General features: G+C 59.4%; 23 protein-coding genes. 14 read left to right on the top strand and 9 right to left on the bottom strand.

Features of this window, described 5'->3' with window-relative positions:
- Positions 1–9: 9 nt before the first annotated feature.
- The 3 genes from grxD to ACZZ0B_RS02970 all read right to left on the bottom strand — a co-directional run bounded on the left by grxD (position 10) and on the right by ACZZ0B_RS02970 (position 2,979).
- Positions 10–351 (bottom strand): Grx4 family monothiol glutaredoxin, encoded by a 342-nt coding sequence (grxD, locus tag ACZZ0B_RS02980; RefSeq protein ID WP_008079424.1) that lies wholly within the window; start codon positions 349–351, stop codon positions 10–12.
- 97 nt (positions 352–448) lie between these two features.
- Positions 449–2,554 carry a molybdopterin oxidoreductase family protein gene (locus ACZZ0B_RS02975; RefSeq protein ID WP_463544341.1) on the bottom strand — a complete coding sequence of 702 codons (2,106 nt, stop codon included), beginning with the start codon at positions 2,552–2,554 and terminating at the stop codon, positions 449–451.
- A 134-nt stretch (positions 2,555–2,688) separates the two neighbouring features.
- Positions 2,689–2,979: a hypothetical protein gene (locus tag ACZZ0B_RS02970; protein WP_007916677.1), complete on the bottom strand. Its 291-nt coding sequence runs from the start codon at positions 2,977–2,979 to the stop codon at positions 2,689–2,691.
- A gap of 404 nt (positions 2,980–3,383) precedes the next feature.
- Between ACZZ0B_RS02970 and argF the strand changes: the two genes are divergently transcribed.
- Positions 3,384–4,304: an ornithine carbamoyltransferase gene (argF, locus tag ACZZ0B_RS02965; RefSeq protein WP_045123046.1), complete on the top strand. Its 921-nt coding sequence runs from the start codon at positions 3,384–3,386 to the stop codon at positions 4,302–4,304.
- Entirely contained in the window at positions 4,301–5,410 is a 1,110-nt protein-coding gene (locus ACZZ0B_RS02960) for an ABC transporter ATP-binding protein (protein ID WP_008079427.1), read from the top strand. Before argF ends, ACZZ0B_RS02960 begins: the two co-directional genes overlap by 4 nt.
- Positions 5,411–5,602: 192 nt before the next feature.
- Here ACZZ0B_RS02960 and ACZZ0B_RS02955 read toward each other — a convergent pair whose 3' ends face one another.
- Positions 5,603–6,385, bottom strand: coding sequence for a PhzF family phenazine biosynthesis protein (locus tag ACZZ0B_RS02955; protein WP_463544340.1), 783 nt, complete (start codon positions 6,383–6,385; stop codon positions 5,603–5,605).
- 98 nt (positions 6,386–6,483) lie between these two features.
- Complete coding sequence (gene ybaK, locus ACZZ0B_RS02950; RefSeq protein ID WP_003227741.1) at positions 6,484–6,954, bottom strand: Cys-tRNA(Pro) deacylase; 471 nt, start codon at positions 6,952–6,954, stop codon at positions 6,484–6,486.
- Between the two features lie 360 nt (positions 6,955–7,314).
- On the opposite strand from ybaK, the gene ACZZ0B_RS02945 reads away from it, so the two are divergent.
- The 11 genes from ACZZ0B_RS02945 to ACZZ0B_RS02895 all read left to right on the top strand — a co-directional run bounded on the left by ACZZ0B_RS02945 (position 7,315) and on the right by ACZZ0B_RS02895 (position 19,974).
- Positions 7,315–8,166 (top strand): MIP/aquaporin family protein, encoded by an 852-nt coding sequence (locus tag ACZZ0B_RS02945; RefSeq protein ID WP_463546905.1) that lies wholly within the window; start codon positions 7,315–7,317, stop codon positions 8,164–8,166.
- A gap of 77 nt (positions 8,167–8,243) precedes the next feature.
- Positions 8,244–9,746, top strand: a complete 1,503-nt coding sequence (glpK, locus tag ACZZ0B_RS02940; protein ID WP_007916698.1) for a glycerol kinase GlpK — start codon at positions 8,244–8,246, stop codon at positions 9,744–9,746.
- 95 nt (positions 9,747–9,841) lie between these two features.
- Positions 9,842–10,597 carry a DeoR/GlpR family transcriptional regulator gene (locus tag ACZZ0B_RS02935; protein WP_007916700.1) on the top strand — a complete coding sequence of 252 codons (756 nt, stop codon included), beginning with the start codon at positions 9,842–9,844 and terminating at the stop codon, positions 10,595–10,597.
- A gap of 248 nt (positions 10,598–10,845) precedes the next feature.
- Positions 10,846–12,387, top strand: coding sequence for a glycerol-3-phosphate dehydrogenase (gene glpD / locus ACZZ0B_RS02930; RefSeq protein WP_463544339.1), 1,542 nt, complete (start codon positions 10,846–10,848; stop codon positions 12,385–12,387).
- Between the two features lie 500 nt (positions 12,388–12,887).
- Positions 12,888–13,814, top strand: a complete 927-nt coding sequence (locus tag ACZZ0B_RS02925) for a glutamate/aspartate ABC transporter substrate-binding protein (RefSeq protein ID WP_008079434.1) — start codon at positions 12,888–12,890, stop codon at positions 13,812–13,814.
- 193 nt (positions 13,815–14,007) lie between these two features.
- A complete protein-coding gene (locus tag ACZZ0B_RS02920) occupies positions 14,008–14,754 on the top strand; it encodes an amino acid ABC transporter permease (protein WP_008079435.1) in 747 nt (248 codons plus the stop codon).
- Positions 14,754–15,425 (top strand): amino acid ABC transporter permease, encoded by a 672-nt coding sequence (locus ACZZ0B_RS02915; RefSeq protein ID WP_003227756.1) that lies wholly within the window; start codon positions 14,754–14,756, stop codon positions 15,423–15,425. The genes ACZZ0B_RS02920 and ACZZ0B_RS02915 overlap by 1 nt, the downstream gene beginning before the upstream one ends.
- Positions 15,422–16,156: an amino acid ABC transporter ATP-binding protein gene (locus ACZZ0B_RS02910; protein ID WP_007963947.1), complete on the top strand. Its 735-nt coding sequence runs from the start codon at positions 15,422–15,424 to the stop codon at positions 16,154–16,156. The genes ACZZ0B_RS02915 and ACZZ0B_RS02910 overlap by 4 nt, the downstream gene beginning before the upstream one ends.
- 241 nt (positions 16,157–16,397) lie before the next feature.
- The gene (aauS, locus tag ACZZ0B_RS02905; RefSeq protein ID WP_008079436.1) at positions 16,398–18,299 is read left to right on the top strand and encodes a two-component sensor histidine kinase AauS; all 1,902 of its coding nucleotides are present in this window, start codon (positions 16,398–16,400) and stop codon (positions 18,297–18,299) included.
- A complete protein-coding gene (aauR, locus tag ACZZ0B_RS02900; RefSeq protein WP_008079441.1) occupies positions 18,296–19,624 on the top strand; it encodes a two-component response regulator AauR in 1,329 nt (442 codons plus the stop codon). Before aauS ends, aauR begins: the two co-directional genes overlap by 4 nt.
- Positions 19,625–19,635: 11 nt before the next feature.
- A complete protein-coding gene (locus ACZZ0B_RS02895; protein WP_008079444.1) occupies positions 19,636–19,974 on the top strand; it encodes a GlpM family protein in 339 nt (112 codons plus the stop codon).
- 96 nt (positions 19,975–20,070) lie between these two features.
- Here the strand turns inward: ACZZ0B_RS02895 and ACZZ0B_RS02890 are convergent, their stop codons facing one another.
- On the bottom strand, positions 20,071–20,739 hold the full coding sequence (locus ACZZ0B_RS02890; protein ID WP_463544338.1) for a DsbA family oxidoreductase: 669 nt from the start codon (positions 20,737–20,739) through the stop codon (positions 20,071–20,073).
- A 215-nt stretch (positions 20,740–20,954) separates the two neighbouring features.
- Positions 20,955–21,989, bottom strand: a complete 1,035-nt coding sequence (locus tag ACZZ0B_RS02885; protein ID WP_463544337.1) for an alpha/beta fold hydrolase — start codon at positions 21,987–21,989, stop codon at positions 20,955–20,957.
- A gap of 203 nt (positions 21,990–22,192) precedes the next feature.
- Here ACZZ0B_RS02885 and metR point away from each other — a divergent pair, with 203 nt between their 5' ends.
- Complete coding sequence (gene metR / locus ACZZ0B_RS02880; protein ID WP_008087231.1) at positions 22,193–23,110, top strand: transcriptional regulator MetR; 918 nt, start codon at positions 22,193–22,195, stop codon at positions 23,108–23,110.
- A 180-nt stretch (positions 23,111–23,290) separates the two neighbouring features.
- On the opposite strand, the gene ACZZ0B_RS02875 is transcribed toward metR, so the two are convergent.
- Positions 23,291–23,797 carry an N-acetyltransferase family protein gene (locus ACZZ0B_RS02875; protein ID WP_463544336.1) on the bottom strand — a complete coding sequence of 169 codons (507 nt, stop codon included), beginning with the start codon at positions 23,795–23,797 and terminating at the stop codon, positions 23,291–23,293.
- A gap of 3 nt (positions 23,798–23,800) precedes the next feature.
- Complete coding sequence (locus ACZZ0B_RS02870; protein WP_463544335.1) at positions 23,801–24,439, bottom strand: LysE family translocator; 639 nt, start codon at positions 24,437–24,439, stop codon at positions 23,801–23,803.
- Positions 24,440–24,442: the final 3 nt, after the last annotated feature.

The following is a 24,442-nucleotide window of genomic DNA, read 5'->3' as shown; positions in this document are numbered from 1 at the left end:
CCAGCCTTATCAGGCTTCGGACTTGTTCGCCGCTGCCGCTTCAACAGCCGACTTGATGGTGCTTTGCAGCGAACCATCTGCAGCCATCTCGGTCATGATGTCGCTACCGCCGACCAGCTCACCACCAACCCACAATTGCGGGAAAGTCGGCCAGTTGGCGTACTTAGGCAGGTTGGCGCGGATTTCCGGGTTCTGCAGGATGTCCACGTACGCAAACTTTTCGCCACACGCCATGACAGCCTGCGCAGCTTTCGCGGAGAAGCCACACTGTGGGGCATTCGGCGAGCCTTTCATGTAAAGCAGAATGGTGTTGTTGGCAATCTGCTCTTTAATCGTTTCGATGATATCCATGGAGCACCTCGGCTGAACTTTCCGACTCATGGGTCGGCACGGTGACGCATTGTAACGGAATCCCGAGCGCCATGCTCGGTCTCCCCGACGGTCACGTTCAAGCCGCCGCCACCGTCACCGGCACGCCGTTCAGCGCAGCATTGCCGGACAACTCGTCGAGCTGACACTCATCGGTCAGGTCATTGGCGCTCGAACCCGGCTGACTACTGGCAATCGCCATCTGCACGCCCGGGCGCGCATGGCCCCAGCCGTGCGGCAAACTGACCACGCCTTTCATCATGTCCAGACTGCCGAGCACTTCGACTTCGATCTGCCCGACCCGCGAGCTGACGCGCACCCGCTGACCATCGTTGAGCCCACGGCTGGCGAGATCGTCCGGGTGCATCAACAACTGATGACGCGGCTTGCCCTTCACCAGCCGGTGATAGTTGTGCATCCACGAGTTGTTGCTGCGCACATGGCGGCGGCCAATCATCAACAGCTCATCGGCGGCCGGCGCCTGTAATGCAGCAAAACGCGCAAGGTCAGCGAGAATCTCTGGCGGAGCGGCCTGCACTCGCTGATTCGGCGTTTTCAGGCGCGACGCCAGATTCGCTTTCAGCGCACCTAAATCAACCCCGTGAGGATGATCAAACAGCGTTGTCAGCGAGAGTTTTTGCTCGCTGGCGTCACCGTACATGCCCATGCGCAGCCCCATGTCGATCATCTTCGCCGGCGGCATCGTCGGCTTCAGCTCTTTGCCGGTTTTCTCGGCAAACGCCTTGGCCAAGCCAACGAAGATCTCCCAGTCATGCAGCGCGCCTTCGGGCTTCGCGAGGATCGCGCGATTGAAGCGAGTCACGTTGCGCACCGCAAACAGGTTGAACGTGGTGTCGTAGTGGTCATTCTCCAGCGCCGAGGTCGACGGCAGGATCAGGTCGGCGTAACGCGTGGTTTCGTTGATGTACAGATCGATGCTGAGCATGAACTCCAACCCGTCCAGCGCCTGTTCCAGCTGGCGTCCGTTCGGCGTCGACAATACCGGGTTCCCCGCCACAGTAATCAGCGCGCGGATCTGGCCCTCGCCCTCGGTGAGCATTTCTTCGGCCAGCGCTGAGACCGGTAACTCGCCGCCGTATTCGGGACGCCCGGAAACACGGCTCTGCCACTGGTTGAAATGCCCGCCCGAAGTTGACGCCACCAAGTCTACGGCGGGTTCGGTGCACAGCGCACCGCCAATCCGGTCGAGGTTGCCGGTGACCAAGTTGATCAACTGCACCACCCAATGGCACAGCGTGCCGAAGGCCTGGGTTGAAACGCCCATGCGCCCATAGCAAACCGCACTCGGCGCCGCAGCAAAATCCCGCGCCAGTTGGCGGATCTGCTCGGCAGGTACGGCGCACAATGGGCTCATTGCCTCGGCGGTGAACGTCTGCACCGCAGCGCGCACGTCGTCCAGCCCATCAACCGGCAAATGGCTGTCACGAGTCAGGCGTTCTTCAAACAGTGTATTGAGCACGCCAAACAACAACGCCGCATCACCGCCCGGGCGCACGAACAAATGCTGATCGGCCATCGCCGCCGTTTCGCTGCGCCGTGGATCGACCACAACGACTTTACCGCCCCGCGCCTGGATTGCCTTTAAACGTTTCTCAACATCTGGCACGGTCATGATGCTGCCGTTGGACGCCAACGGGTTACCGCCGAGGATCAGCATGAAATCGGTGTGATCGATGTCCGGAATCGGCAGCAGCAGCCCGTGGCCGTACATCAGATAGCTGCTCAGGTGATGCGGTAACTGATCGACCGACGTCGCCGAGTAGCGATTGCGCGTTTTCAGCAATCCCAGGAAATAATTGCTGTGGGTCATCAGCCCGTAGTTGTGCACGCTCGGGTTGCCTTGATAGACCGCCACCGCGTTCTGCCCGTGACGCTCTTGAATCGCCGCCAGTTTCTCGGCCACCAGCGCAAAGGCTTCGTCCCACTCAATCGGCAGCCATTCGCTACCCACGCGACGCATCGGCTGACGCAGGCGATCCGGATCACTCTGGATATCTTGCAGCGCCACAGCCTTGGGGCAGATGTGGCCACGGCTGAAAGTGTCCAGCGCATCGCCCTTGATCGAGGTGATCGCGACATTGCCATCGGTTTCAGTGGTCTCGATGGTCAGGCCGCAAATGGCTTCACACAGGTGGCAGGCACGGTGATGGAGAGTCTTGGTCATGGCCAGTCTCTGTCTTGTTCTGGGCAGGCAATTACGCCTGCGGGAACAAAACTATGGCCCTCGCACCGATCAGGCGCCAGCGACGTTCGTCTTGTGAATCGACGGTTATCAGGTGCGCCGATAGACCGCCGCGCTCAACTGGAAGGCAATTGGGGCGGCGCGGCCAGCTGGATTTCCTGGATGGTTTCGATCTGCTCGTGGGCGACGTGGACGCCAGTGAGTTCACCGATCAACCGCCAATGCTCGTCGAGCCCGGCGCTGATGGTGGCCATGCGATCAATCATGTGGCGACCGGCGGATTTGACCACTTCGTCTTCGCTGCGCAGCAGTTCGAAAGACATTGAAGTGACCGACGCGGTGAGATGGGTCAGTGAGCGTGCCGTGTGGCCCAGCAATTCCATTAACAGTTTTTCTTTCGATTCCATGCGGAGGCTTCCTGCGTCGCTCGAAAGTTATTTATAACCCAGCACTTTGCTTTAGCAAATGTTTCAGGCTGAGCATCCGACCAAGTGGTGGCATGGCGCCACGGTCGCAATCCGACCCAGCTGACTCGATCCACGCCACGCCGCATTGCCAAGCCCCGCGAGGCCAGTGTACAAAGAGGCTCGCGGCGGCCCTGAACCTGGCCGCCAATGCGCGACTGCAACATCCTGTGCACCCTTCGATTCCTGCAAAAACCGTAGGCTATTGGAAAAACGCGACATTTAGTGTCAATATCGCGCCTCCCCCTATTTCGTCGCCCCGTGCGGCTTACGCCGCAGGTCTCGCCCGTTGTTCCGTTAAACAAGGCTTTGAGCATCTGCGGTTTGTAGCAAAAAGGTAGTCAATGATGAGCGCAAGGCACTTTCTCTCCCTGATGGATTGCACGCCCGAAGAGCTGGTCAGCGTGATCCGTCGAGGCGTTGAGCTCAAGGACCTGCGTAACCGCGGCGTACTGTTCGAGCCTCTGAAAAACCGCGTGCTGGGCATGATCTTCGAGAAATCCTCGACCCGCACCCGGATCTCCTTCGAGGCCGGCATGATCCAGCTCGGCGGCCAGGCGATCTTTCTTTCGCCACGTGACACCCAACTGGGCCGTGGCGAGCCGATCGGCGACTGCGCCATCGTCATGTCGAGCATGCTCGATGCGGTGATGATCCGTACCTTTGCCCACAGCACCCTGACCGAATTCGCCGCCAATTCGCGCGTGCCGGTGATCAACGGCCTGTCCGATGACCTGCACCCGTGCCAGCTGCTGGCCGACATGCAGACGTTCCTTGAGCATCGCGGTTCGATTCAGGGTAAGACCGTGGCCTGGATCGGCGACGGCAACAACATGTGCAACAGCTATATAGAAGCGGCCATCCAGTTCGACTTCCAGTTGCGCGTCGCCTGCCCGGAAGGCTACGAACCCAACCCCGAATTTGTCGCCAAGGCTGGTGATCGCGTAACCATCGTCCGTGACCCGCAAGACGCCGTGCGCGGTGCTCACCTGGTGAGCACCGATGTCTGGACTTCGATGGGGCAGGAAGAGGAAACTGCCAAGCGCCTCAAGCTGTTCGCGCCGTTCCAGGTCAACCGTGCCCTGCTCGACCTCGCTGCCGAGGACGTGCTGTTCATGCACTGCCTGCCGGCGCACCGTGGCGAAGAAATCAGTCTCGACCTGCTTGATGACCCGCGCTCCGTCGCTTGGGATCAGGCAGAAAACCGTCTCCACGCACAGAAGGCCCTGCTCGAGTTCCTCGTCGAACCGGCATATCACCACGCATGAGCCATGAATTACTGCTGAACCTGCGCAACCTCGCTTGCGGCTATCAAGATCAACGTGTGGTGCAGAACCTCAATCTGCACCTCAACGCCGGTGACATCGGCTGTTTGCTGGGTTCGTCCGGCTGCGGCAAGACCACTACCCTGCGCGCCATCGCCGGTTTCGAGCCGGTGCACGAGGGCGAAATCACCCTTGGCGGCGAGACTATTTCCAGCGCCGGCTTCACTCTGGCACCGGAGAAACGCCGGATCGGTATGGTGTTTCAGGACTACGCGCTGTTTCCGCACCTGAGTGTTGCGGACAACATCGCCTTCGGTATTCGCAAGCACCCGAACAAGGCGCGTGTGACCGAAGAGCTGCTCGAACTGGTCAACCTGAAGAACCTCGGCAAGCGCTTCCCGCACGAGTTGTCCGGCGGCCAGCAACAGCGGGTCGCCCTCGCCCGTGCGTTGGCGCCGGAGCCGCAATTGCTGCTGCTCGACGAGCCGTTCTCCAACCTTGATGGCGAGTTGCGGCGCAAGCTCAGCCATGAGGTGCGCGACATCCTCAAGGCCCGTGGCACCAGCGCGATTCTGGTGACTCACGACCAGGAAGAAGCCTTTGCCGTCAGCGATCACGTTGGCGTGTTCAAGGAAGGTCGACTGGAGCAATGGGACACGCCGTACAACCTGTATCACGAACCGGCGACGCCGTTTGTGGCCAGTTTCATCGGTCAGGGCTACTTCATTCGCGGCCAGCTCGGCAGCCCGGAATCAGTGCAGACTGAGTTGGGTGAGTTGCGCGGTAATCGGGCTTACACCTGGCCGATTGGCGGGGCGGTAGATGTATTGCTGCGTCCGGATGACATTGTTTATGCGCCGGACAGTGAGTTGAAAGCTCGGATTGTCGGCAAGACCTTCCTGGGTGCTTCGACGTTGTATCGTCTGCAATTGCCGACTGGGGCGCAGCTGGAATCGATTTTCCCGAGCCATGCTGATCATCAGGTGGGGGCGCAAGTGGGGATTCGGGTTGCCGCCGAACATCTGGTGTTGTTTCAGGCATCGGGCAGCACCGCTGCACAGATCCCGGCAGTGGAAAACGGCGTCCGCCGCTACAGCACTGCCCTCTGATCCAACACCGAATCGAAATGTGGGTGGCTTTTGTGGCGAGGGGATTTATCCCCGATGGGGCGCGAAGCGGCCCTTAATCCTGCCAGCGCGGAGCATCTGTTGCTCCGCATGCAATGGTTTTGGGGCTGCTACGCAGCCCATCGGGGATAAATCCCCTCGCCACAAAGTTTCACTCCTACAAGGGGTTCGGACTCATCCCAAGATCAGGGTGCCGCTGGCAACCAGCGTCGCATTGCCGCCGATCTTCACCCGCTCGCCTTCCAGCCGACAAAACAACTCCCCGCCCCGCGCCGAACGCTGGCATGCGGTCAGGCTCGATTTGCCCAGACGCTTGGACCAATACGGAATCAAGCTGCAGTGCGTCGAACCGGTCACCGGATCCTCATTGATGCCAATTGCCGGGGCGAAATAGCGCGAGACGAAATCGTGCTGATTGCCGCGCGCCGTGACGATCGCGCCCAGCCACGGTAGCTTGGCCAACGCGACCATGTCCGGCTCGCAATCGAGCACGGCCTGCTCCGACTCCAGCACCACAAACAGTTCGTTGGAGCCAAGTACATCCACCGCCTCAACGCCAAGCGCGCGCTCGACATCCAGGGTTACACCAATCTCTGACGGCACGATCGACGGGAAGTCCAGCCACAAGCGGCCATCTTCGCGACTGACACTCAACGGCCCGGATTTGCTGGTGAAGTCGATACGCTCGGCGGTTTCCTTGTAGATATCGAACAGCACATGGGCGCTGGCCAACGTTGCGTGGCCGCATAACGGCACTTCAGTGGTCGGAGTAAACCAGCGGATATGCCAGGCCGAGCCCTCGCGCACCAGAAACGCGGTTTCCGCCAGATTGTGTTCGGCCGCGATCTTCTGCATCAGCTCATCGGCAAGCCACGCATCCAGCCGATAAACCATCGCCGGGTTGCCACTGAACGGCCGATCACTGAATGCGTCGACCTGATGAAACTCGAGCTGCATAACCTTCTCCTTAAGTCAGTCGGCAGAGCATGCAGCGTGGGCCGGATCAGCGCCAGTGACAGAACCGGCCAATTTTCTTCATACAGGGCGGGCGAGCGTCACGCACGACCGATGTCGGCAAATTTAGCTTGGGTGTGCTCAGCGAGCACCGCAGGCGCCAATTCGACTTCCAGCCCACGCCGACCGGCGCTGACATAAATAGTGGCAAAACCTTGAGCCGAATTATCGATGAAGGTGCGCAGGCGTTTTTTCTGCCCCAACGGACTGATGCCGCCCAACAGATAACCGGTGGAACGCTGCGCCGCTGCCGGGTCAGCCATTTCGACTTTTTTCACTCCCGCCGCATGCGCCAGACCTTTGAGGTCGAGGCTTCCGACGACCGGCACTACCGCCACCAACAGCTCACCTTTTTCACTCGCCGCCAGCAACGTTTTAAACACCTGCGCAGGTTCAAGGGCGAGTTTTTCTGCGGCCTCCAGCCCATACGACGCCGCTTTGGGATCATGTTCGTAACTGTGCACGCGATGTTCGGCACGAACTTTTTTCAACAAGTCCAACGCAGGGGTCATGGCAGCTCCAGGCTCGGCAGTGGCAGAAAAATCCTCCGGCGGATTCTAGGACATCACGCTGTAAAAGGCTCTATCACGGCCTGTAATTGCAGGGCTTTGCACAAGATTGGCAGTCATGCAAAAGCGGCCCTGCGCGCGGTCATTCACGTGACTGATAGTTCTATTATGACTGACGGTTCACTTTCGACCTTTGACAGGTTTGTTTCTTGTCTATATTTTTTCGAATCTGAATAATGTAAGAATTATCATCACCGCAGCACCCAGCAGTACACCGGGAAAGGAATGGGGATTCCTAACCGGGGAAAATCGCGCCCTGCCCTATCGGCAATGCGCCAGACAACAACAAAAACGAGGTTTTCAATGACAACTGCTTTACAGCAACCATCGCTCTCGAGCCAATGCATGGCCGAGTTTCTGGGTACTGCCCTGCTGATCTTTTTTGGTACCGGCTGCGTCGCCGCGCTCAAAGTCGCGGGCGCCAGCTTCGGCCTGTGGGAAATCAGCATCATCTGGGGCGTCGGCGTGAGCATGGCGATCTACCTCACGGCCGGGGTTTCCGGCGCGCATCTGAACCCCGCCGTGAGCATCGCCCTGGCCATTTTCGCCGACTTCGAAAAGCGCAAACTGCCGTTCTATATTCTTTCGCAAATCGCTGGCGCCTTCTGCGGCGCGCTGTTGGTTTACACGCTGTACAGCAATCTTTTCTTCGATTACGAACAAACTCACCAAATGGTTCGCGGCTCGGCCGCCAGTCTTGAGCTGGCCTCGGTGTTCTCGACCTTCCCGAATCCGGTGCTGTCGACTGCTCAGGCATTTCTGGTCGAGATGATCATCACTGCCATCCTGATGGGCGTGATCATGGCCCTGACCGACGACAACAATGGTTTGCCTAGAGGCCCGATGGCGCCACTGCTGATCGGTTTGCTGATCGCGGTGATCGGCAGCTCGATGGGCCCGCTAACTGGTTTCGCGATGAACCCGGCGCGTGACTTCGGTCCGAAACTGATGACTTTCTTCACCGGCTGGGGTGAAATTTCCTTCACTGGCGGCCGCGATATTCCGTACTTCCTGATTCCGATTTTTGCACCGATTGTCGGTGCCTGCCTCGGCGCTGCCGGGTATCGCGGGCTCATCGCCCGTCACCTGACCGGCGCCACACCTGCTACAAAGGATGCAGAACCGGCCATTGACGGCAAACCAAGAACTTCTTGAAACAGTCGGCGCAGGCTCCTGCCCTCTAGAGCCTGCGCCACGGCCCACTCTCCCTTATTTCGTCCAAGGCAATCGACATGACCGACATTCAGAATAAGAACTACATCATTGCCCTCGATCAGGGTACGACCAGCTCCCGCGCGATCATTTTCGACCGCGATGCGAACGTGGTCTGCACCGCGCAGCGCGAATTCGCTCAGCACTACCCGCAGGCCGGTTGGGTCGAACACGATCCGATGGAAATTTTCGCCACCCAGAGTGCGGTGATGGTTGAAGCGCTGGCACAGGCTGGTCTGCACCACGACCAGGTCGCCGCCATCGGCATCACCAACCAACGTGAAACCACCGTGGTCTGGGACAAGACCACCGGTCGCCCGGTGTACAACGCCATCGTCTGGCAGTGCCGCCGCAGCACCGAGATCTGCCAGCAACTCAAGCGTGACGGCCACGAAGAGTACATCCGCGACAACACCGGCCTGGTCACCGACCCGTACTTCTCCGGCACCAAACTGAAGTGGATCCTCGACAACGTCGAAGGCAGCCGCGAGCGTGCGCGCAACGGCGAACTGCTGTTCGGCACCGTCGATAGCTGGCTGATCTGGAAATTCACCGGCGGCAAAGTACACGTCACCGACTACACCAACGCCTCGCGCACCATGCTCTTCAACATTCACTCGCTGGAGTGGGATTCGAAGATGCTGGAGATCCTCGACATCCCGCGCGAAATGCTCCCGGAAGTGAAAGCGTCCTCGGAAATCTACGGTCGCACCAAGAGCGGCATCGCCATCGGCGGTATCGCCGGCGACCAGCAAGCGGCGCTGTTCGGTCAGATGTGCGTGGAGCCAGGCCAGGCGAAAAACACCTACGGCACCGGCTGCTTCCTGCTGATGAACACCGGCGACAAAGCGGTGAAATCCCAGCATGGCATGCTCACCACCATCGCTTGCGGCCCGCGTGGCGAAGTCGCTTACGCACTGGAAGGCGCGGTATTCAACGGCGGTTCGACCGTGCAGTGGCTGCGCGACGAACTGAAGATCATCAACGACGCCCACGACACCGAATACTTCGCCAATAAAGTGAAGGACAGCAACGGCGTGTACCTGGTACCGGCATTCACCGGTCTCGGCGCGCCGTACTGGGACCCGTATGCCCGTGGCGCGCTGTTCGGCCTGACACGCGGCGTGCGTGTGGATCACATCATCCGCGCGGCGCTGGAATCGATCGCCTACCAGACCCGCGACGTGCTCGACGCCATGCAACAGGACTCCGGCGAACGCCTCAAAGCCCTGCGTGTGGACGGTGGTGCGGTGGCGAACAACTTCCTCATGCAGTTCCAGGCCGACATCCTCGGCACGCAGGTCGAGCGTCCGCAAATGCGCGAAACCACGGCACTCGGTGCGGCGTATCTGGCCGGTCTGGCGTGCGGCTTCTGGGGCAGCCTGGAAGAACTGCGCGGCAAAGCGGTGATCGAGCGTGAGTTCGAACCGAGTCTGGACGAAGTCGAGAAAGAGAAGCTGTACAAAGGCTGGAAAAAAGCCGTCAGCCGCACCCGTGACTGGGCGCGTGAAGACGCTGAATAAGCCAACCTTCAGAGACTGATAGGCAACTAACTGGTAGGGAGCGGATTCCTGCGGCATCATGGGCAAATTTTGCACGGCAGCCCAAAGGAAGCCCCATGAATCTGCCTCCCCGTCAGCAGCAAATCCTCGAGCTGGTCCGCGAACGCGGCTATGTGAGCATCGAGGAAATGGCCACGCTGTTCGTTGTTACCCCGCAAACCATCCGCCGCGACATCAATCAGCTCGCGGAAGCCAATCTGCTGCGTCGCTACCATGGCGGTGCTGCCTACGATTCCAGCGTCGAAAACACGGCCTATGCGATGCGCGCTGATCAGATGCGCGATGAAAAACAACGCATCGGTGAAGCCATCGCCGCGCAAATCCCCGATCACGCCTCGCTGTTCATCAACATCGGTACGACCACCGAATCGATTGCCCGCGCCCTGCTCAATCACAATCACCTGAAAATCATCACCAACAACCTGCACGTAGCGTCGATGCTCAGTGCCAAGGATGATTTCGATGTGCTGCTGACTGGCGGCAATGTGCGTCGTGATGGCGGTGTAGTGGGTCAGGCGAGTGTGGACTTCATTAATCAGTTCAAGGTTGATTTCGCGCTGGTCGGGATTAGCGGTATTGATGAGGACGGCAGCTTGCTCGACTTTGATTATCAGGAAGTTCGGGTTTCCCAGGCGATCATTGCCAATGCGCGGCAGGTGATTCTGGCGGCGGACTCGAGCAAGTTCGGGCGGAATGCGATGATTCGGTTGGGGCCGATCAGTTTGATTGATTGTTTGGTGACGGATCAGCAGCCGGTGCCGGCGTTGGCGCAGTTGTTGAGTCAGCACAAGATTCGCCTGGAAGTCGTTTAACCCCCCCCAAGATCAAAAGATCGCAGCCTTCGGCAGCTCCTACATAGGTTCACTTGACCTGTAGGAGCTGCCGAAGGCTGCGATCTTTTTGCTTTTAATGTTCGTATTTTTTCCTTTCTCTGGTCTTCGATGAGTTTTTTCAATCGAACGTGACTGGCTGCGCGCGTCTTTATGGGCTACCATTTTCGCAAATGAACATTAATGTTCGATTTCCAATACAGAAAATCAAAAGAGCCCGAGGCCAGCCGATGTCCACCTCTACCTTGCGTACGCCCCCACTCTCCGAGATCTACGACATTGCCGTTATCGGCGGCGGGATCAATGGCGTGGGGATCGCAGCGGATGCCGCCGGTCGCGGTCTCTCGGTGTTCCTTTGCGAAAAGGACGACCTCGCCAGCCACACTTCGTCGGCCAGCAGCAAGCTGATCCACGGTGGCCTGCGCTACCTCGAACATTACGAGTTCCGTCTGGTGCGCGAAGCATTGGCCGAGCGTGAAGTGCTGCTGGCCAAGGCCCCACACATCGTCAAGCCAATGCGCTTCGTGTTGCCGCACCGTCCGCACCTGCGTCCGGCGTGGATGATTCGTGCAGGCCTGTTCCTGTATGACAACCTCGGCAAGCGCGAAAAGCTGCCCGGTTCGAAAAGCCTGAAGTTCGGTGCCGACAGCGCGCTGAAAAGCGAAATCAAGAAAGGCTTCGAATACTCCGATTGCTGGGTCGATGACGCCCGCCTCGTGGTACTCAACGCCATGGCCGCCCGCGAAAAAGGCGCCCACGTGCACACCCAGACTCGCTGCGTCAGCGCTCGCCGTGCCAAAGGTTTGTGGCACTTGAACCTGGAACGCGCCGACGGCAGCCTGTTTTCGATCACCGCCAAAGCGCTGGTGAACGCCGCTGGCCCGTGGGTTGCCAAATTCATCCGTGACGACCTGAAGATGGAATCGCCGTACGGCATCCGTCTGATTCAGGGCAGCCACATCATCGTGCCGAAACTGTACGAAGGCGATCACGCGCACATTCTGCAAAACGAAGATCAGCGCATCGTTTTCACCATTCCGTACTTGAACAACCACTTCACCCTGATCGGCACCACCGACCGTGAATACACTGGCGATCCGGCAAAAGTGGCGATCACCGACGGCGAAACCGATTACCTGCTGAAAGTGGTCAACGCACACTTCAAAAAGCAGCTCAGCCGCGACGACATCCAGCACAGCTACTCGGGCGTACGTCCGCTGTGCAACGACGAGTCCGATAACCCGTCGGCGGTCACCCGCGATTACACCCTGGCCCTGTCTGGCAACAGCGAAGAAGCGCCACTGCTGTCGGTGTTCGGCGGCAAGCTGACCACCTACCGCAAACTCGCCGAATCGGCGATGGCGCAGTTGATGCCGTTCTTCACTCAGATGCGTCCAAGCTGGACAGCCACGGCCACCCTGCCCGGCGGCGAAGACATGACCACGCCGCAAGCCTTGAGCGCGCTGATTCGTGACAAGTTCGACTTCGTGCCGACCGAGATTGCCCGTCGCTGGTCCACCACCTACGGCAGCCGCACCTGGCGCATGCTTGAAGGCGTGGAAACCCTCGCCGACATGGGCGAACACATTGGCGGCGGGCTCTACACCCGCGAAGTCGATTACCTGTGCAGTGAAGAGTGGGCAACCACGGCGCACGACATTCTGTGGCGCCGCAGCAAGCTGGGGTTGTTTACCACGCCGGCCGAGCAAGAGAAGTTGGCCGCGTACCTGGGCAAGGTCGAGCAGAACCGTAGCAAGATTGAAGCGGCATGATCTGAACATCGCTTAAACAAAAAGCCCCTGAATCGCAAGGTTCAGGGGCTTTTTGTTGCGGCGTAACTTACTTTGCCTGCCATTCCCCCTGTGGCGAGGGGATTTATCCCCGATGGACTGCGAAGCAGTCCTCCCTTTTGCATTTAAAAGAAAGGCCGCTTCGCGACCTATCGGGGATAAATCCCCTCGCCACAGGGTTGTGTGGTGCTTGGGCGATCATCCAATGAGCGTAGTGATTGAAAGATTGTTCGGTTTTCCGAACGCGACTTCCGGGTCGATTCGGTTAACCGGATCAGCCGGGCTCAAAAAAACTGCCTTAAAAATTTAATAACCTTATAAATCATCAACTTAACCAATCGAGACTGGTCTGGCACGACTCATGCTCTACACTCTCTCGACGAATGCCTGTTGTGCCAACACTTCAGGAGCCGTCAGGCATTCGAAGCACAAAAGGGCCGACGAACTGGCTCCATAAAAAAAACAATGTCGAGGAAAATTTGATGCGCATCGTTCCCCATATCCTGGGCGCAGCCATTGCTGCCGCTCTGATCAGCACGCCAGTTTTCGCCGCCGAACTCACCGGCACCCTGAAGAAAATCAACGATTCGGGCACCATCACGCTCGCTCACCGCGACAGCTCCATTCCGTTTTCCTACATTGCCGATGCTTCCGGCAAACCAGTGGGCTACTCCCACGACATTCAAGTGGCCATCGTTGAAGCCCTGAAAAAAGACCTGAACAAGCCCGATCTGCAGGTCAAGTACAACCTAGTGACCTCGCAAACCCGTATCCCGCTGATCCAGAACGGCACCGCGGATATCGAGTGCGGCTCGACCACCAACAACGCCGAACGCGCCCAGCAAGTCGATTTCACCGTCAACATCTTCGAAATCGGCACCCGTCTGCTGGTCAAGAAAGACAAGGATGGCAAGCCGTCCTACGCTGACTTCGCCGACCTCAAAGGCAAAAACGTCGTGACCACCGCGGGCACCACGTCCGAGCGCATCATCAAAGCGATGAACGCCGACAAGCAGATGGGCATGAACATCATCTCCGCCAAAGACCACGGCGAATCCTTCAACATGCTGGAAAGCGGCCGCGCCGTTGCCTTCATGATGGACGACGCCCTGCTGGCTGGCGAAGAAGCCAAGGCGAAGAAGCCGGCCGACTGGATCATCACCGGTACCCCGCAGTCGTTCGAAGCCTACGCGTGCATGGTTCGTAAAGACGACCCGGCCTTCAAGAAAGCTGTCGATGACGCCATCGTCGCCCTGTACAAGTCTGGCGAGATCAACAAGATCTACAGCAAATGGTTCGAGAGCCCGATCCCACCAAAAGGCCTGAACCTGAACTTCCCGATGAGCGACAAGGTAAAAGATCTGATCGCCACCCCGAGCGACAAGCCGGCGCCTGACGTAAAAATCTGATTCCTGACTAACCTTATCACCTGAGGGAGCCACCCTCCCTCAGGCGTCTGTTACTACCTGCTGGCTGTACTGTGGAACACTCGACCTGGCGGTTTCCGAGCCGATCGCGTGTGCCCGGCGTTCAACGTCGGGCGGGAAAGGATCTTCCCCAAGCGGGTGCTTGTACATCGATCGATTTCGAGGGGAGACCCTAATGAATTACAACTGGGACTGGGGCGTGTTCTTCAAGTCCACCGGCGTCGGCAGCGAGACTTATCTCGACTGGTACGTCACCGGTTTGGGCTGGACCATTGCCATTGCCATCGTGGCATGGATCATCGCCTTGCTGCTGGGGTCCATTCTGGGCGTCATGCGCACGGTGCCAAACCGTATCGTATCGGGCATCGCGACCTGCTACGTGGAACTGTTTCGCAACGTGCCGCTGCTGGTTCAGCTGTTCATCTGGTACTTCCTGGTGCCTGATCTGCTGCCGCAAAACCTGCAGGACTGGTACAAACAGGATCTCAACCCGACCACCTCGGCTTACCTGAGCGTTGTCGTGTGCCTGGGCCTGTTCACCGCCGCGCGTGTCTGCGAGCAAGTGCGCACCGGCATCCAGGCGCTGCCACGCGGCCAGGAAGCCGCCGCCCGCGCCATGGGTTTCAAGCTGCCACAGATCTACTGGAACGTGCTGCTGCCCCAGGCCTACCGCATCATCATTCCGCCGCTTACCTCGGAATTCCTCAACGTCTTCAAGAACTCCTCCGTGGCGTCCCTGATCGGCCTGATGGAACTGCTCGCGCAAACCAAACAGACCGCTGAGTTTTCGGCCAACCTGTTTGAAGCCTTCACCCTGGCCACGCTGATCTACTTCACCCTGAACATGAGCCTGATGTTGCTGATGCGCATGGTCGAGAAGAAAGTCGCGGTGCCCGGCCTGATCTCCGTGGGGGGTAAATAATGGACTTCGATTTCAGCGGTATCATCCCCGCTATCCCGGGCCTGTGGAACGGCATGGTCATGACCTTGCAGTTGATGGTCATGGGCGTGGTCGGCGGCATCGTGCTCGGGACGATCCTCGCGCTGATGCGCCTGTCGTCGAGCAAACTGTTGTCACGCGTGGCCGGCGCATATGTGAACTACTTCCGTTCGATCCCGCTGCTGCTGGTGATCACCTGGTTCTACCTGGCGGTGCCGTTCGTGCTGCGCTGGATCACCGGTGAAGACACGCCGATCGGCGCGTTCACCTCCTGCGTCGTGGCCTTCATGATGTTCGAAGCCGCGTACTTCTGCGAAATCGTCCGCGCCGGTGTGCAGTCGATTCCCAAAGGTCAGATGGCCGCTGCACAGGCGATGGGCATGACCTATGGCCAGACCATGCGTCTGATCATCCTGCCCCAGGCGTTCCGCAAAATGACGCCGTTGCTGCTGCAACAGTCGATCATCCTGTTCCAGGACACCTCGCTGGTTTACACCGTGGGCCTGGTGGACTTCCTCAACTCCGCCCGCTCCAGCGGCGACATCATTGGCCGGTCCAACGAGTTCCTGATCTTCGCCGGTGTCGTCTACTTCATCATCAGCTTTTCCGCCTCGCTGCTGGTCAAGCGTCTGCAAAAAAGGTTCGCCGTATGATCTCTATCAAGAACATCAACAAGTGGTATGGGGACTTCCAGGTGCTGACTGATTGCAGCACCGAGGTCAAAAAAGGCGAAGTGATCGTGGTCTGCGGCCCGTCGGGTTCCGGCAAGTCGACCCTGATCAAATGCGTCAACGCGCTGGAGCCGTTCCAGAAAGGCGACATCGTCGTCGACGGCACCTCGATTGCCGACTCGAAGACCAACCTGCCGAAACTGCGTTCGCGCGTCGGCATGGTGTTCCAGCATTTCGAACTGTTCCCGCACCTGACCATCACCGAAAACCTGACCATCGCGCAGATCAAGGTGTTGGGCCGCAGCAAGGAAGAGGCGACCAAGAAAGGTCTGCAACTGCTCGAGCGCGTTGGTTTGTCGGCGCACGCGCACAAGCATCCGGGGCAACTGTCCGGTGGTCAGCAACAGCGTGTGGCGATTGCCCGTGCGCTGGCGATGGACCCGATCGTCATGCTGTTCGACGAACCGACCTCGGCGCTCGACCCGGAGATGGTCAACGAAGTGCTCGACGTGATGGTGCAACTGGCCCACGAAGGCATGACCATGATGTGCGTGACCCACGAAATGGGTTTTGCGCGCAAAGTGGCCGACCGGGTGATTTTCATGGACGCCGGCAAGATCATCGAAGACTGCCCGAAAGAGGAATTCTTCGGCGACATCAGCGCCCGCTCCGAACGCGCGCAGCACTTCCTCGAGAAAATCCTGCAGCACTAAAAGCCACACACCCGCTCCCCCTCTGTGGGGTGCGGGCTGCCTGACAATGAGATCCCCTGTGGCGAGGGGATTTATCCCCGATGGGCTGCGCAGCGGCCCCAGCATTTCAAAGTCGAACCGCATGCAATGGTTTGACGACTGCTGCGCAGCCGATCGGGGATAAATCCCCTCGCCACAGAGTCCACCTGCAAACCAGCGGTGATTCACAAACAAGTGTTGTGGTTGACCCAAGGCATCTGTGATGAAATGCGACCCCAATCTCTATCGCGCCGCACCGCCATCACTTGCCGTGAAGCCCCGTCTGATTCGTCATTTGTTCCTGCCGCCACTGATCATCGCCCTGATGATCGGCCTGGGTTTTATCGGCTTCTGGACCAGTGAACATTTCGGCATCCGCAGCCTCGGCGAGAACGGCCAGCGTCAACTCGAACTGCACGCCCGCGCGGTCGAAAGCGAGATCAGCAAATACACCTACCTGCCCAGCCTGCTGGAACTCGAAACCAGTGTCTCGCAGCTGCTGGCCGACCCGACTCCGCAATACCGGGAAACGGTCAACGCTTACCTTGAAGGCCTGAACCGACGCAGCCGCAGTCGGGCCATCTACGTCATGGACACCACCGGCCGGGTCATGGCCACCAGCAACTGGCGCGATGTCGACAGTTATCTGGGTGAAGACCTGTCCTTCCGCGCCTATTTCCAGAAAGCCGTGCGCGGCGAACCCGGGCGTTTCTACGGCATTGGCAGCACCAACGGCGAACCTGGTTATTACCTCGCCCACGGCCTCGAAGAGCACGGCAAGATCATCGGCGTCGCCGTGGTCAAAGTGCGTCTGGAAGCCATGGAAGAACGCTGGCAGCGCGCGCGTCTGGAAGCCTTCGTCAGCGATGAAAACGGCATCATCATTCTCTCCAGCGATCCGGCCCGCCGCCTCAAGTCGGTGATTCCACTAAGTGAAATCACCAAAGAAAAACTCGCGCGCAGCCTGCAGTATTACTGGTTCCCGCTCAACGAACTGCAACCGTTGGCTCGCGAAACCTTGTCCGAAGGCGTGGAGAAACTGACCTTTCCTGCCAACAGCGAAGTGCAGTCCGGCGAGGACGACATCAGCTACCTGGCGCAGACCCGACCGCTGAGCGACACGCCGTGGAATTTCACTCTGCTCACGCCATTGCAGGATTTGCGTCGCGAGGCGATCAACCAAGGCATTCTCGTCGCCGTGGCGTTTGCCCTGGTCGCCTTCCTGCTGATCGCCTGGAACGAGCGACGCAAGGTCATCGCCACCCGCCTCGCCGCCCGCGAAGCCTTGCAGGAAGCCAACAATCAACTGGAACGTCGGATTACCGAACGCACCACCGACCTGCGCGCCAGCAACGAGCGACTGAAGAGTCAGATCCGCGAACGCCGCCAGGCTGAGGAGACCTTACGCCGCGCGCAGGACGAACTGGTACAGGCCGGCAAGCTCGCCGCTATCGGCCAAATGTCGACCAGCATCGCCCACGAACTGAACCAGCCGCTGGCCGCGATGCGCACGCTGTCGGGCAACACCGTACGCTTTCTGGAGCGTGGTCAGCTCGATGTCGCCAGCACCAACCTCAAGACCATCAACGACCTGATCGACCGCATGGGCCGCATCACCGCCAGCCTGCGCTCGTTCGCCCGGCGCGGTGACAACCAAGGCCAGGCCAGCCTCGGCAAAGCCGTGGACGCGGCGCTGCAATTGCTCGGTGCGCGCCTGGAGAGCTCGGCGCTGGACCTGCATCGGCAGTTCATTGACGTTCAGGTGCAGATCGACCAGACCCGCCTCGAACAGATTCTGGTCAACCTGATTGGCAACGCCCTCGATGCCATGCAGGCGCAACCGCTGCCCGAGCTGTGGCTGGAAGGCGAAGAATTCAACGGCAAATATCGCCTGCGCGTGCGCGACAACGGTCATGGTGTCGACGCCGAAGCGCGCAAGCATCTGTTCGAGCCGTTCTTCACCACCAAGCCCGGCGAACAAGGCCTGGGCTTGGGCCTGACCCTTTCCGCCAGCCTCGCCGCCGCCACCGGTGGGCATCTGGGTGTTGAACACCCGGCCAGCGGCGGCACCACTTTCGTCCTCAGTTTACCGTTGGTAAGCCCTACTCCCGCCGAGCCAATATGAACCCCGAACTCAGTGTACTGATCGTCGAAGACGACCCCCATGTGCTGCTCGGCTGCCAACAGGCGCTGACCCTTGAAGACATTCCCTGCGTCGGCGTCGGCAGTGCCGAAGAAGCGCTGGAGCGAGTCGGCGACAACTTTGCCGGCATCGTCATCAGCGACATTCGCCTGCCGGGCATCGATGGCCTGGAACTGCTGACCCGCCTCAAGCAACGCGACCGCAGCCTGCCGGTGGTGTTGATCACCGGCCACGGCGACATTTCCATGGCCGTCGGTGCGATGCAGAAAGGCGCCTACGACTTCATGGAAAAACCGTTCTCGCCGGAACGTCTGGTCGATGTCGCACGGCGAGCGCTGGAGCAACGCAGCCTCGCCCGTGAAGTGTCGTCGCTGCGCCGGCAACTGGCTGAACGTGATTCCCTTGAAGGACGCATCATCGGCCGCTCGCCAGCCATGCAGAACCTGCGCGAACTGATCGCCAACGTCGCCGACACCTCGGCCAACGTGCTGATCGAAGGCGAGACCGGCACCGGCAAAGAACTGGTCGCCCGTTGCCTGCACGATTTCAGTCGGCGCCACAGCAAACAGTTCGTCGCGTTGAACTGCGGTGGTCTGCCGGAAAACCTCTTCGAAAGCGAAATATTCGGTCACGAAGCCAATGCGTTCACCGGCGCTGGCAAACGGCGCATCGGCAAGATCGAACACGCTGACGGCGGCACGCTGTTCCTCGATGAAGTGGAAAGCATGCCGCTGCCGTTGCAGATCAAATTGCTGCGCGTCTTGCAGGAGCGCACCCTCGAACGCCTCGGTTCAAACCAGAGCGTGGCGGTGGATTGCCGGGTGATCGCGGCGACCAAGTCCGACCTCGACGAATCGAGCAGGGCCGGCGAATTTCGCAGCGACTTGTACTACCGCCTCAACGTGGTGACGCTGGAATTACCGCCCCTGCGCGAACGCCGCGAAGACATCCTGCAACTGTTCGAACACTTCACCCAGCAGTCGGCCCTGCGCTTCGATCGTGCGCTACCGGAGCTGGACAACCAGACCCTGTCGAACCTGATGAGCCACGACTGGCCGGGCAACGTGCGTGAACTGCGCAACGTCGCCGAGCGGTTTGCTTTGGGTTTGCCGGCGTTCAAGAAGTCCGGTGCCAACAGCGGCGGACAAGGGTTGGGGTTTGCCGAAGCGGTGGAAGCGTTCGAGCGCAACCTGCTCAGCGACGCCCTGCAACGCAGCGGCGGCAACCTGACCCAGGCGAGCCTGGAATTGGGCATGGCCAAGACCACGCTGTTCGACAAAGTGAAAAAATACGGCCTGAGCCATTAAGCGAGAACGACGTGGACCTGTTTTTCAAAGCCCTGTTGGGCGCCGCGGTGGTGCTGATCATCGCGGCGCTGTCGAAGACCAAAAACTATTACATCGCAGGCTTGGTGCCGTTGTTTCCGACCTTTGCGCTGATTGCGCATTACATTGTCGGCAAGGGACGTTCGATCGAGGATTTGAAGACCACGATCGTGTTCGGGATGTGGTCGATCATTCCGTACTTCGTCTATCTGGCGACGTTGTATGTGATGGTGGATCGGATGCGGTTGGAGGCTTCGTTGGCAGTGGCGGCGGTGGCGTGGCTGATGGCGGCGACCGTGCTGGTAACCGTTTGGGTGCGCCTGCACAGCTAACCCATGTAGGAGCTGCCGCAGGCTGCGATCTTTTGATCTTGCCCTTAAAAAGATCAAAAGATCGCAGCCTTCGGCAGCTCCTACAGGGGTAGGTGTTTAGCCGTTGACGGTGCCACCTTTTGACTCGGCCATGATTTGGCGGATCGCGCCGACAAATGTATCTACCGGTTGTCCGCCCGTCACTGCGTACTGACCGTTGAACACCACCGTCGGCACCGAACTGACCCCGCGCTGCAGCCACAGCTGTTCTTCTTCGCGCACCTCGTCGGCAAACTCATCCGTCGCCAGAATCGACTCGGCGCGCTGACGATCCAGCCCGACACTCTCAGCAATCTGCACCAGTTGGCCGTGATCGGAAGGATTGCCGCCATCGCTGAAATACGCCTTGAACAACGCCTCCTTCAACGGCAACTGCAAACCCTCAAGCTCCGCCCAATGCAGCAAACGGTGCGCATCGAAGGTGTTGTAAATGCGGCTGTTGGAATCGGTGCGAAAAGCAAACCCCAGTTCAGCGCCACGGGCGCGAATGGCTTCGCGGTTTTTCTGCGATTGCTCCGGCGTCGAGCCGTACTTTTCCTGGATGTGTTCGGCGATGTTCTGCCCGTCGGTGCCCATTTTCGGATTCAGCTCGAACGGCTGAAAACGGATCTCGGCCTGCACTTCGTTGCGCAGGATCTCCAGCGCTTGCAGCAAGCCATACAAACCGACAACGCACCACGGGCAGGAGACATCGCTGACAAAATCGATTTTCAAAGCGGAATTCATCAAACACCTCGCAAGGGGAAATCGTGCGGGAAAGTTTGCACGATACACCCTGATCACCCTGCAAATGTAGGAGCTGCCGAAGGCTGCGATCTTTTGACGTTGTGCTTGAGATCAAAAGATCGCAGCCTTCGGCAGCTCCTACAGGGGAATGTATTCCAAATGTGGGAGCTGGCTTGCCAGCGATGGGGCCTCTAGGGGCGACACATATCTGATGGTTACAGCAAATTCCCGCCCACCACCGGTTCAATCTGCGCCCAATGCGAAGTGTCTTCTCGGTGCTGCTGCAAATACGGCAACACTGCCGCCAGCAGCGGCTCCTTGAATGCCTCCTGAAACCGATGCGCCAACCCCGGAATCAGCTTCAATTGACTGCCGCGAATATGCGCCGCCAGATGCACACCATGCATCACCGGCAACAACGGATCCGCCGTGCCGTGCACCACCAGCGTCGGTACGCGCAACTGGTTAAGCAATGCAACGCGGCTCGGTTCGGCGAGGATCGCCATGATCTGCCGCTTCACACCCTCGGGATTAAACGCGCGGTCATAGGAAGCCGCTGCCTGTTGCAGCAAATTCTGCCGATCATCGGTCACCGCCGGGCTGCCCAGCGCCGCCAACAAATCAGCCTGCTGCTCCAGCGCCACCTGACGATTCGGTGCGCCGCGCCGCGACAACAACTGCACCAGCGCCGCACTCGGTGCCGGCAAACCTTCAGCGCCCGAGGTGGTCATGATCAGCGTCAGGCTCTCGACCCGCTGCGGCGCCATGGCCGCCATGTGCTGGGCGATCATCCCGCCCATGCTCGCGCCCAATACGTGGAATTGCTCGACGTGCAGCGCGTCCATCAGGCCCAGCGCATCGTCGGCCATGTCAGTCAGGCTGTACGGCGCCGACACCGGCAGCCCGAGTTTGTAGCGCAGCACTTCGAAGGTCAGGTTGGCCTCCTCCGGCGCCTGGCGCCAGGTCGACAGACCGACATCGCGGTTGTCATAACGGATCACCCGAAAGCCCTGCTGACACAGCGCGACCACCACCTCGTCCGGCCAGTGAATCAACTGCCCGCCCAGGCCCATCACCAGCAGCAACGCCGGATCCGACGCGCGACCAATGCTTTGATAAGCAATGCTGACTTGTTGCAGATCGACGTGCTCGGTCGGCACGTTGACATCGCAACGCGCAGCCGCCATCGACGGCGCACCGAACAAAAGCGCGGCCAACATGGCCCCGACTGATAAAAACAGCTTGTGCATGAAAAACACCGAAACGCAGAACCCCAGTAGAGCGCGAGTCTGATGAAGTTTGTTCAAGCGCGCTGCCACAGTTGCGTGACAGTTTGATGAAGAGTGCCGAGCGGTCATTGCGCCGCTCGCTCAGTCGCGGTCGACAGCCTCGCCAACATGAGACAAACTCACCACCATCGCTGAATCAGCAAATTTTGTTCATGGAGCCATCGGTGCTTGAGATCCGCCACTTGAAAACCCTTCATGCCCTGCGCGAAGCCGACAGCCTCGTCGACGCGGCTGATCGCCTGCACCTGACGCAGTCGGCGCTGTCCCACCAGTTCAAGGAACTGGAAGAACGCATGGGCATGCAACTGTTCGTGCGCAAGACCAAACCGGTGCGTTTCACCAGCGCCGGTCTGCGCCTGCTGCAACTGGCCGATGCGACCCTGCCGCTGCTGCGCGCCGCCGAGCGTGACATCAGTCGTCTGGCCGGTGGCACTGCCGGGCGTCTGCACATGGCGATCGAATGCCACAGCTGCTTTCAGTGGCTGATGCCGACCATCGACCAGTTCCGCGATGCTTGGCCGGAAGTTGAACTCGACCTCGCTTCGGGTTTCTCCTTTGCGCCACTGCCGGCGTTGGCGCGCGGTGATCTGGATCTGGTGGTGACGTCCGACCCGCTGGAAATTGCCGGCATCACCTATGTGCCGCTGTTTACCTATGAGGCAATGCTGGCAGTGGCCAATCAGCACGCGTTGGCGAGCAAGCCGTACATCGTGCCGGAGGATTTGCTCACGGAAACGCTGATCACCTATCCGGTGGAACGCGATCGTCTGGACATCTTCACGCGCTTCCTCGAACCGGCGGATATCGAACCGGCGCAGGTGCGTACCTCGGAGCTGACGGTAATGATGATGCAACTTGTCGCCAGCGGCCGTGGCGTGTGCGGCATGCCGCATTGGGCGCTGCATGAATACAGCTCGCGCGGCTACGTGAAGGCCAAGCGGCTGGGGGAGAAAGGTCTGTTTGCCACGCTGTACGCGGCGATCCGCGCGGACATGCTGGATGCGCCGTACATGCGCGACTTTTTGCTGACGGCGAAGGACACTTCGTTTTCTACCTTGGATGGGGTTAGCGCAGTTCGCTGATCACACCAGAGAGAAACACTGTGGCGAGGGGATTTATCCCCCGATGGGTTGCGCAGCAGCCCCAAAATCTATGCATGCGGTCTTTCAGGTAAACCGTGGTGAATGGTTTTGGGGCTGCTTCGCAACCCAACGGGGATAAATCCCCTCGCCACAAGAGATCCATTTGCCACAAAGAGGTGTTCATTCGCGAGTGAGTTCACGCCACATATGGACCTTGTCGAAGTAGTCTTCGCCAACCCGCACCGCCAATGGCTCAAGGCCGAACTGGATAAAGCCGCAACGCTCATAAAGTTTGAACGCAACATCATTCCCGGCAGTAACGGTCAACTGAACGACCTTCAGCGCCGGATGGTTCTGCGCTTCGGCCAGTGCCGCCTGCACCAGTTCAAACCCCAAACCGCGCTGGCGAAAATCCGCCGACACATACATCCCGAACAATGTGGCTTTGTGCCGAGCCTTTTCCCGAGGCTCGAACGCCAGCCCGACAATCCCGGCCAGCGTGCCGCCCTCGAATGCACCCAACACCACATCGAGCTTGCTGGTCAGCCGCGCCTCCCACCAGCTTAACGGCATCACCGCCCGCTCGCGCACGCTGGAGGTGAACGCCTGCGGATGGCGATCATAGGCCTCAAGCATCAACGCCCGATAAGCCAGGGCATGACTGGCGTCCAGCCGTTCGATCCACATGACTTAAGCTGTCCTGCGTTGCTCGAACATCAGCCGTACCGCGAGCCCGGCCAAGACAAACCCCATGAAATAGCGCTGCATCGCCAACCACGTCGGGTTGCGCACGAACCACGACGCAATCCCCGCCGCGAACAACGCGATCAACAGATTGACGGTGAAACTGACGCTGATCTGCGTCAGCCCCAGAATGATGCTTTGAGTAAACACCGAACCGTGCTCAGGTGTGATGAATTGCGGAAACACCGAGAGATAAAACACCGCAATCTTCGGGTTCAGCGCGCTGGTGAGAAAGCCCATGGTGATCAGTTTGCGCGACGAATCCGGCGGCAATTGCTGCGCCTCGAACGGCGAACGCGCACCGGGTTTCACCGCTTGCCAGGCCAGCCACAACAAATACAGCGCCCCGGCCCACTTCAACACTTCGTAGGCCATCGGCACGGCGAGGAACACCGCCGTCAAACCCGCTGCTGCGGCAAACATATGCACAAAGAACCCCGCGACCACACCCAGCAACGAGGTCACCCCGGCCTTGCGCCCCTGGCAAATCGAACGCGAGATCAGATAAATCATGTTCGGCCCGGGCGTCAGCACCATCAGCAACGCGGCGGCGGCGAATATCAGCAAGTCTTGAAGCGGGATCATGGC

The sequence above is a fragment of the Pseudomonas sp. AC247 genome, from assembly GCF_979258015.1.
Note: the sequence above shows the minus strand (reverse complement) of the source record. Positions and strands in the feature narration are given on the sequence as shown.

Coding starts and splice junctions, on each gene's coding strand:
- grxD (WP_008079424.1), bottom strand. CDS start 351: ATGGATATCATCGAAACGATTAAAGAGCAGATTGCCAACAACACCATT.
- ACZZ0B_RS02975 (WP_463544341.1), bottom strand. CDS start 2,554: ATGACCAAGACTCTCCATCACCGTGCCTGCCACCTGTGTGAAGCCATT.
- ACZZ0B_RS02970 (WP_007916677.1), bottom strand. CDS start 2,979: ATGGAATCGAAAGAAAAACTGTTAATGGAATTGCTGGGCCACACGGCA.
- argF (WP_045123046.1), top strand. CDS start 3,384: ATGAGCGCAAGGCACTTTCTCTCCCTGATGGATTGCACGCCCGAAGAG.
- ACZZ0B_RS02960 (WP_008079427.1), top strand. CDS start 4,301: ATGAGCCATGAATTACTGCTGAACCTGCGCAACCTCGCTTGCGGCTAT.
- ACZZ0B_RS02955 (WP_463544340.1), bottom strand. CDS start 6,385: ATGCAGCTCGAGTTTCATCAGGTCGACGCATTCAGTGATCGGCCGTTC.
- ybaK (WP_003227741.1), bottom strand. CDS start 6,954: ATGACCCCTGCGTTGGACTTGTTGAAAAAAGTTCGTGCCGAACATCGC.
- ACZZ0B_RS02945 (WP_463546905.1), top strand. CDS start 7,315: ATGACAACTGCTTTACAGCAACCATCGCTCTCGAGCCAATGCATGGCC.
- glpK (WP_007916698.1), top strand. CDS start 8,244: ATGACCGACATTCAGAATAAGAACTACATCATTGCCCTCGATCAGGGT.
- ACZZ0B_RS02935 (WP_007916700.1), top strand. CDS start 9,842: ATGAATCTGCCTCCCCGTCAGCAGCAAATCCTCGAGCTGGTCCGCGAA.
- glpD (WP_463544339.1), top strand. CDS start 10,846: ATGTCCACCTCTACCTTGCGTACGCCCCCACTCTCCGAGATCTACGAC.
- ACZZ0B_RS02925 (WP_008079434.1), top strand. CDS start 12,888: ATGCGCATCGTTCCCCATATCCTGGGCGCAGCCATTGCTGCCGCTCTG.
- ACZZ0B_RS02920 (WP_008079435.1), top strand. CDS start 14,008: ATGAATTACAACTGGGACTGGGGCGTGTTCTTCAAGTCCACCGGCGTC.
- ACZZ0B_RS02915 (WP_003227756.1), top strand. CDS start 14,754: ATGGACTTCGATTTCAGCGGTATCATCCCCGCTATCCCGGGCCTGTGG.
- ACZZ0B_RS02910 (WP_007963947.1), top strand. CDS start 15,422: ATGATCTCTATCAAGAACATCAACAAGTGGTATGGGGACTTCCAGGTG.
- aauS (WP_008079436.1), top strand. CDS start 16,398: ATGAAATGCGACCCCAATCTCTATCGCGCCGCACCGCCATCACTTGCC.
- aauR (WP_008079441.1), top strand. CDS start 18,296: ATGAACCCCGAACTCAGTGTACTGATCGTCGAAGACGACCCCCATGTG.
- ACZZ0B_RS02890 (WP_463544338.1), bottom strand. CDS start 20,739: ATGAATTCCGCTTTGAAAATCGATTTTGTCAGCGATGTCTCCTGCCCG.
- ACZZ0B_RS02885 (WP_463544337.1), bottom strand. CDS start 21,989: ATGCACAAGCTGTTTTTATCAGTCGGGGCCATGTTGGCCGCGCTTTTG.
- ACZZ0B_RS02875 (WP_463544336.1), bottom strand. CDS start 23,797: ATGTGGATCGAACGGCTGGACGCCAGTCATGCCCTGGCTTATCGGGCG.
- ACZZ0B_RS02870 (WP_463544335.1), bottom strand. CDS start 24,439: ATGATCCCGCTTCAAGACTTGCTGATATTCGCCGCCGCCGCGTTGCTG.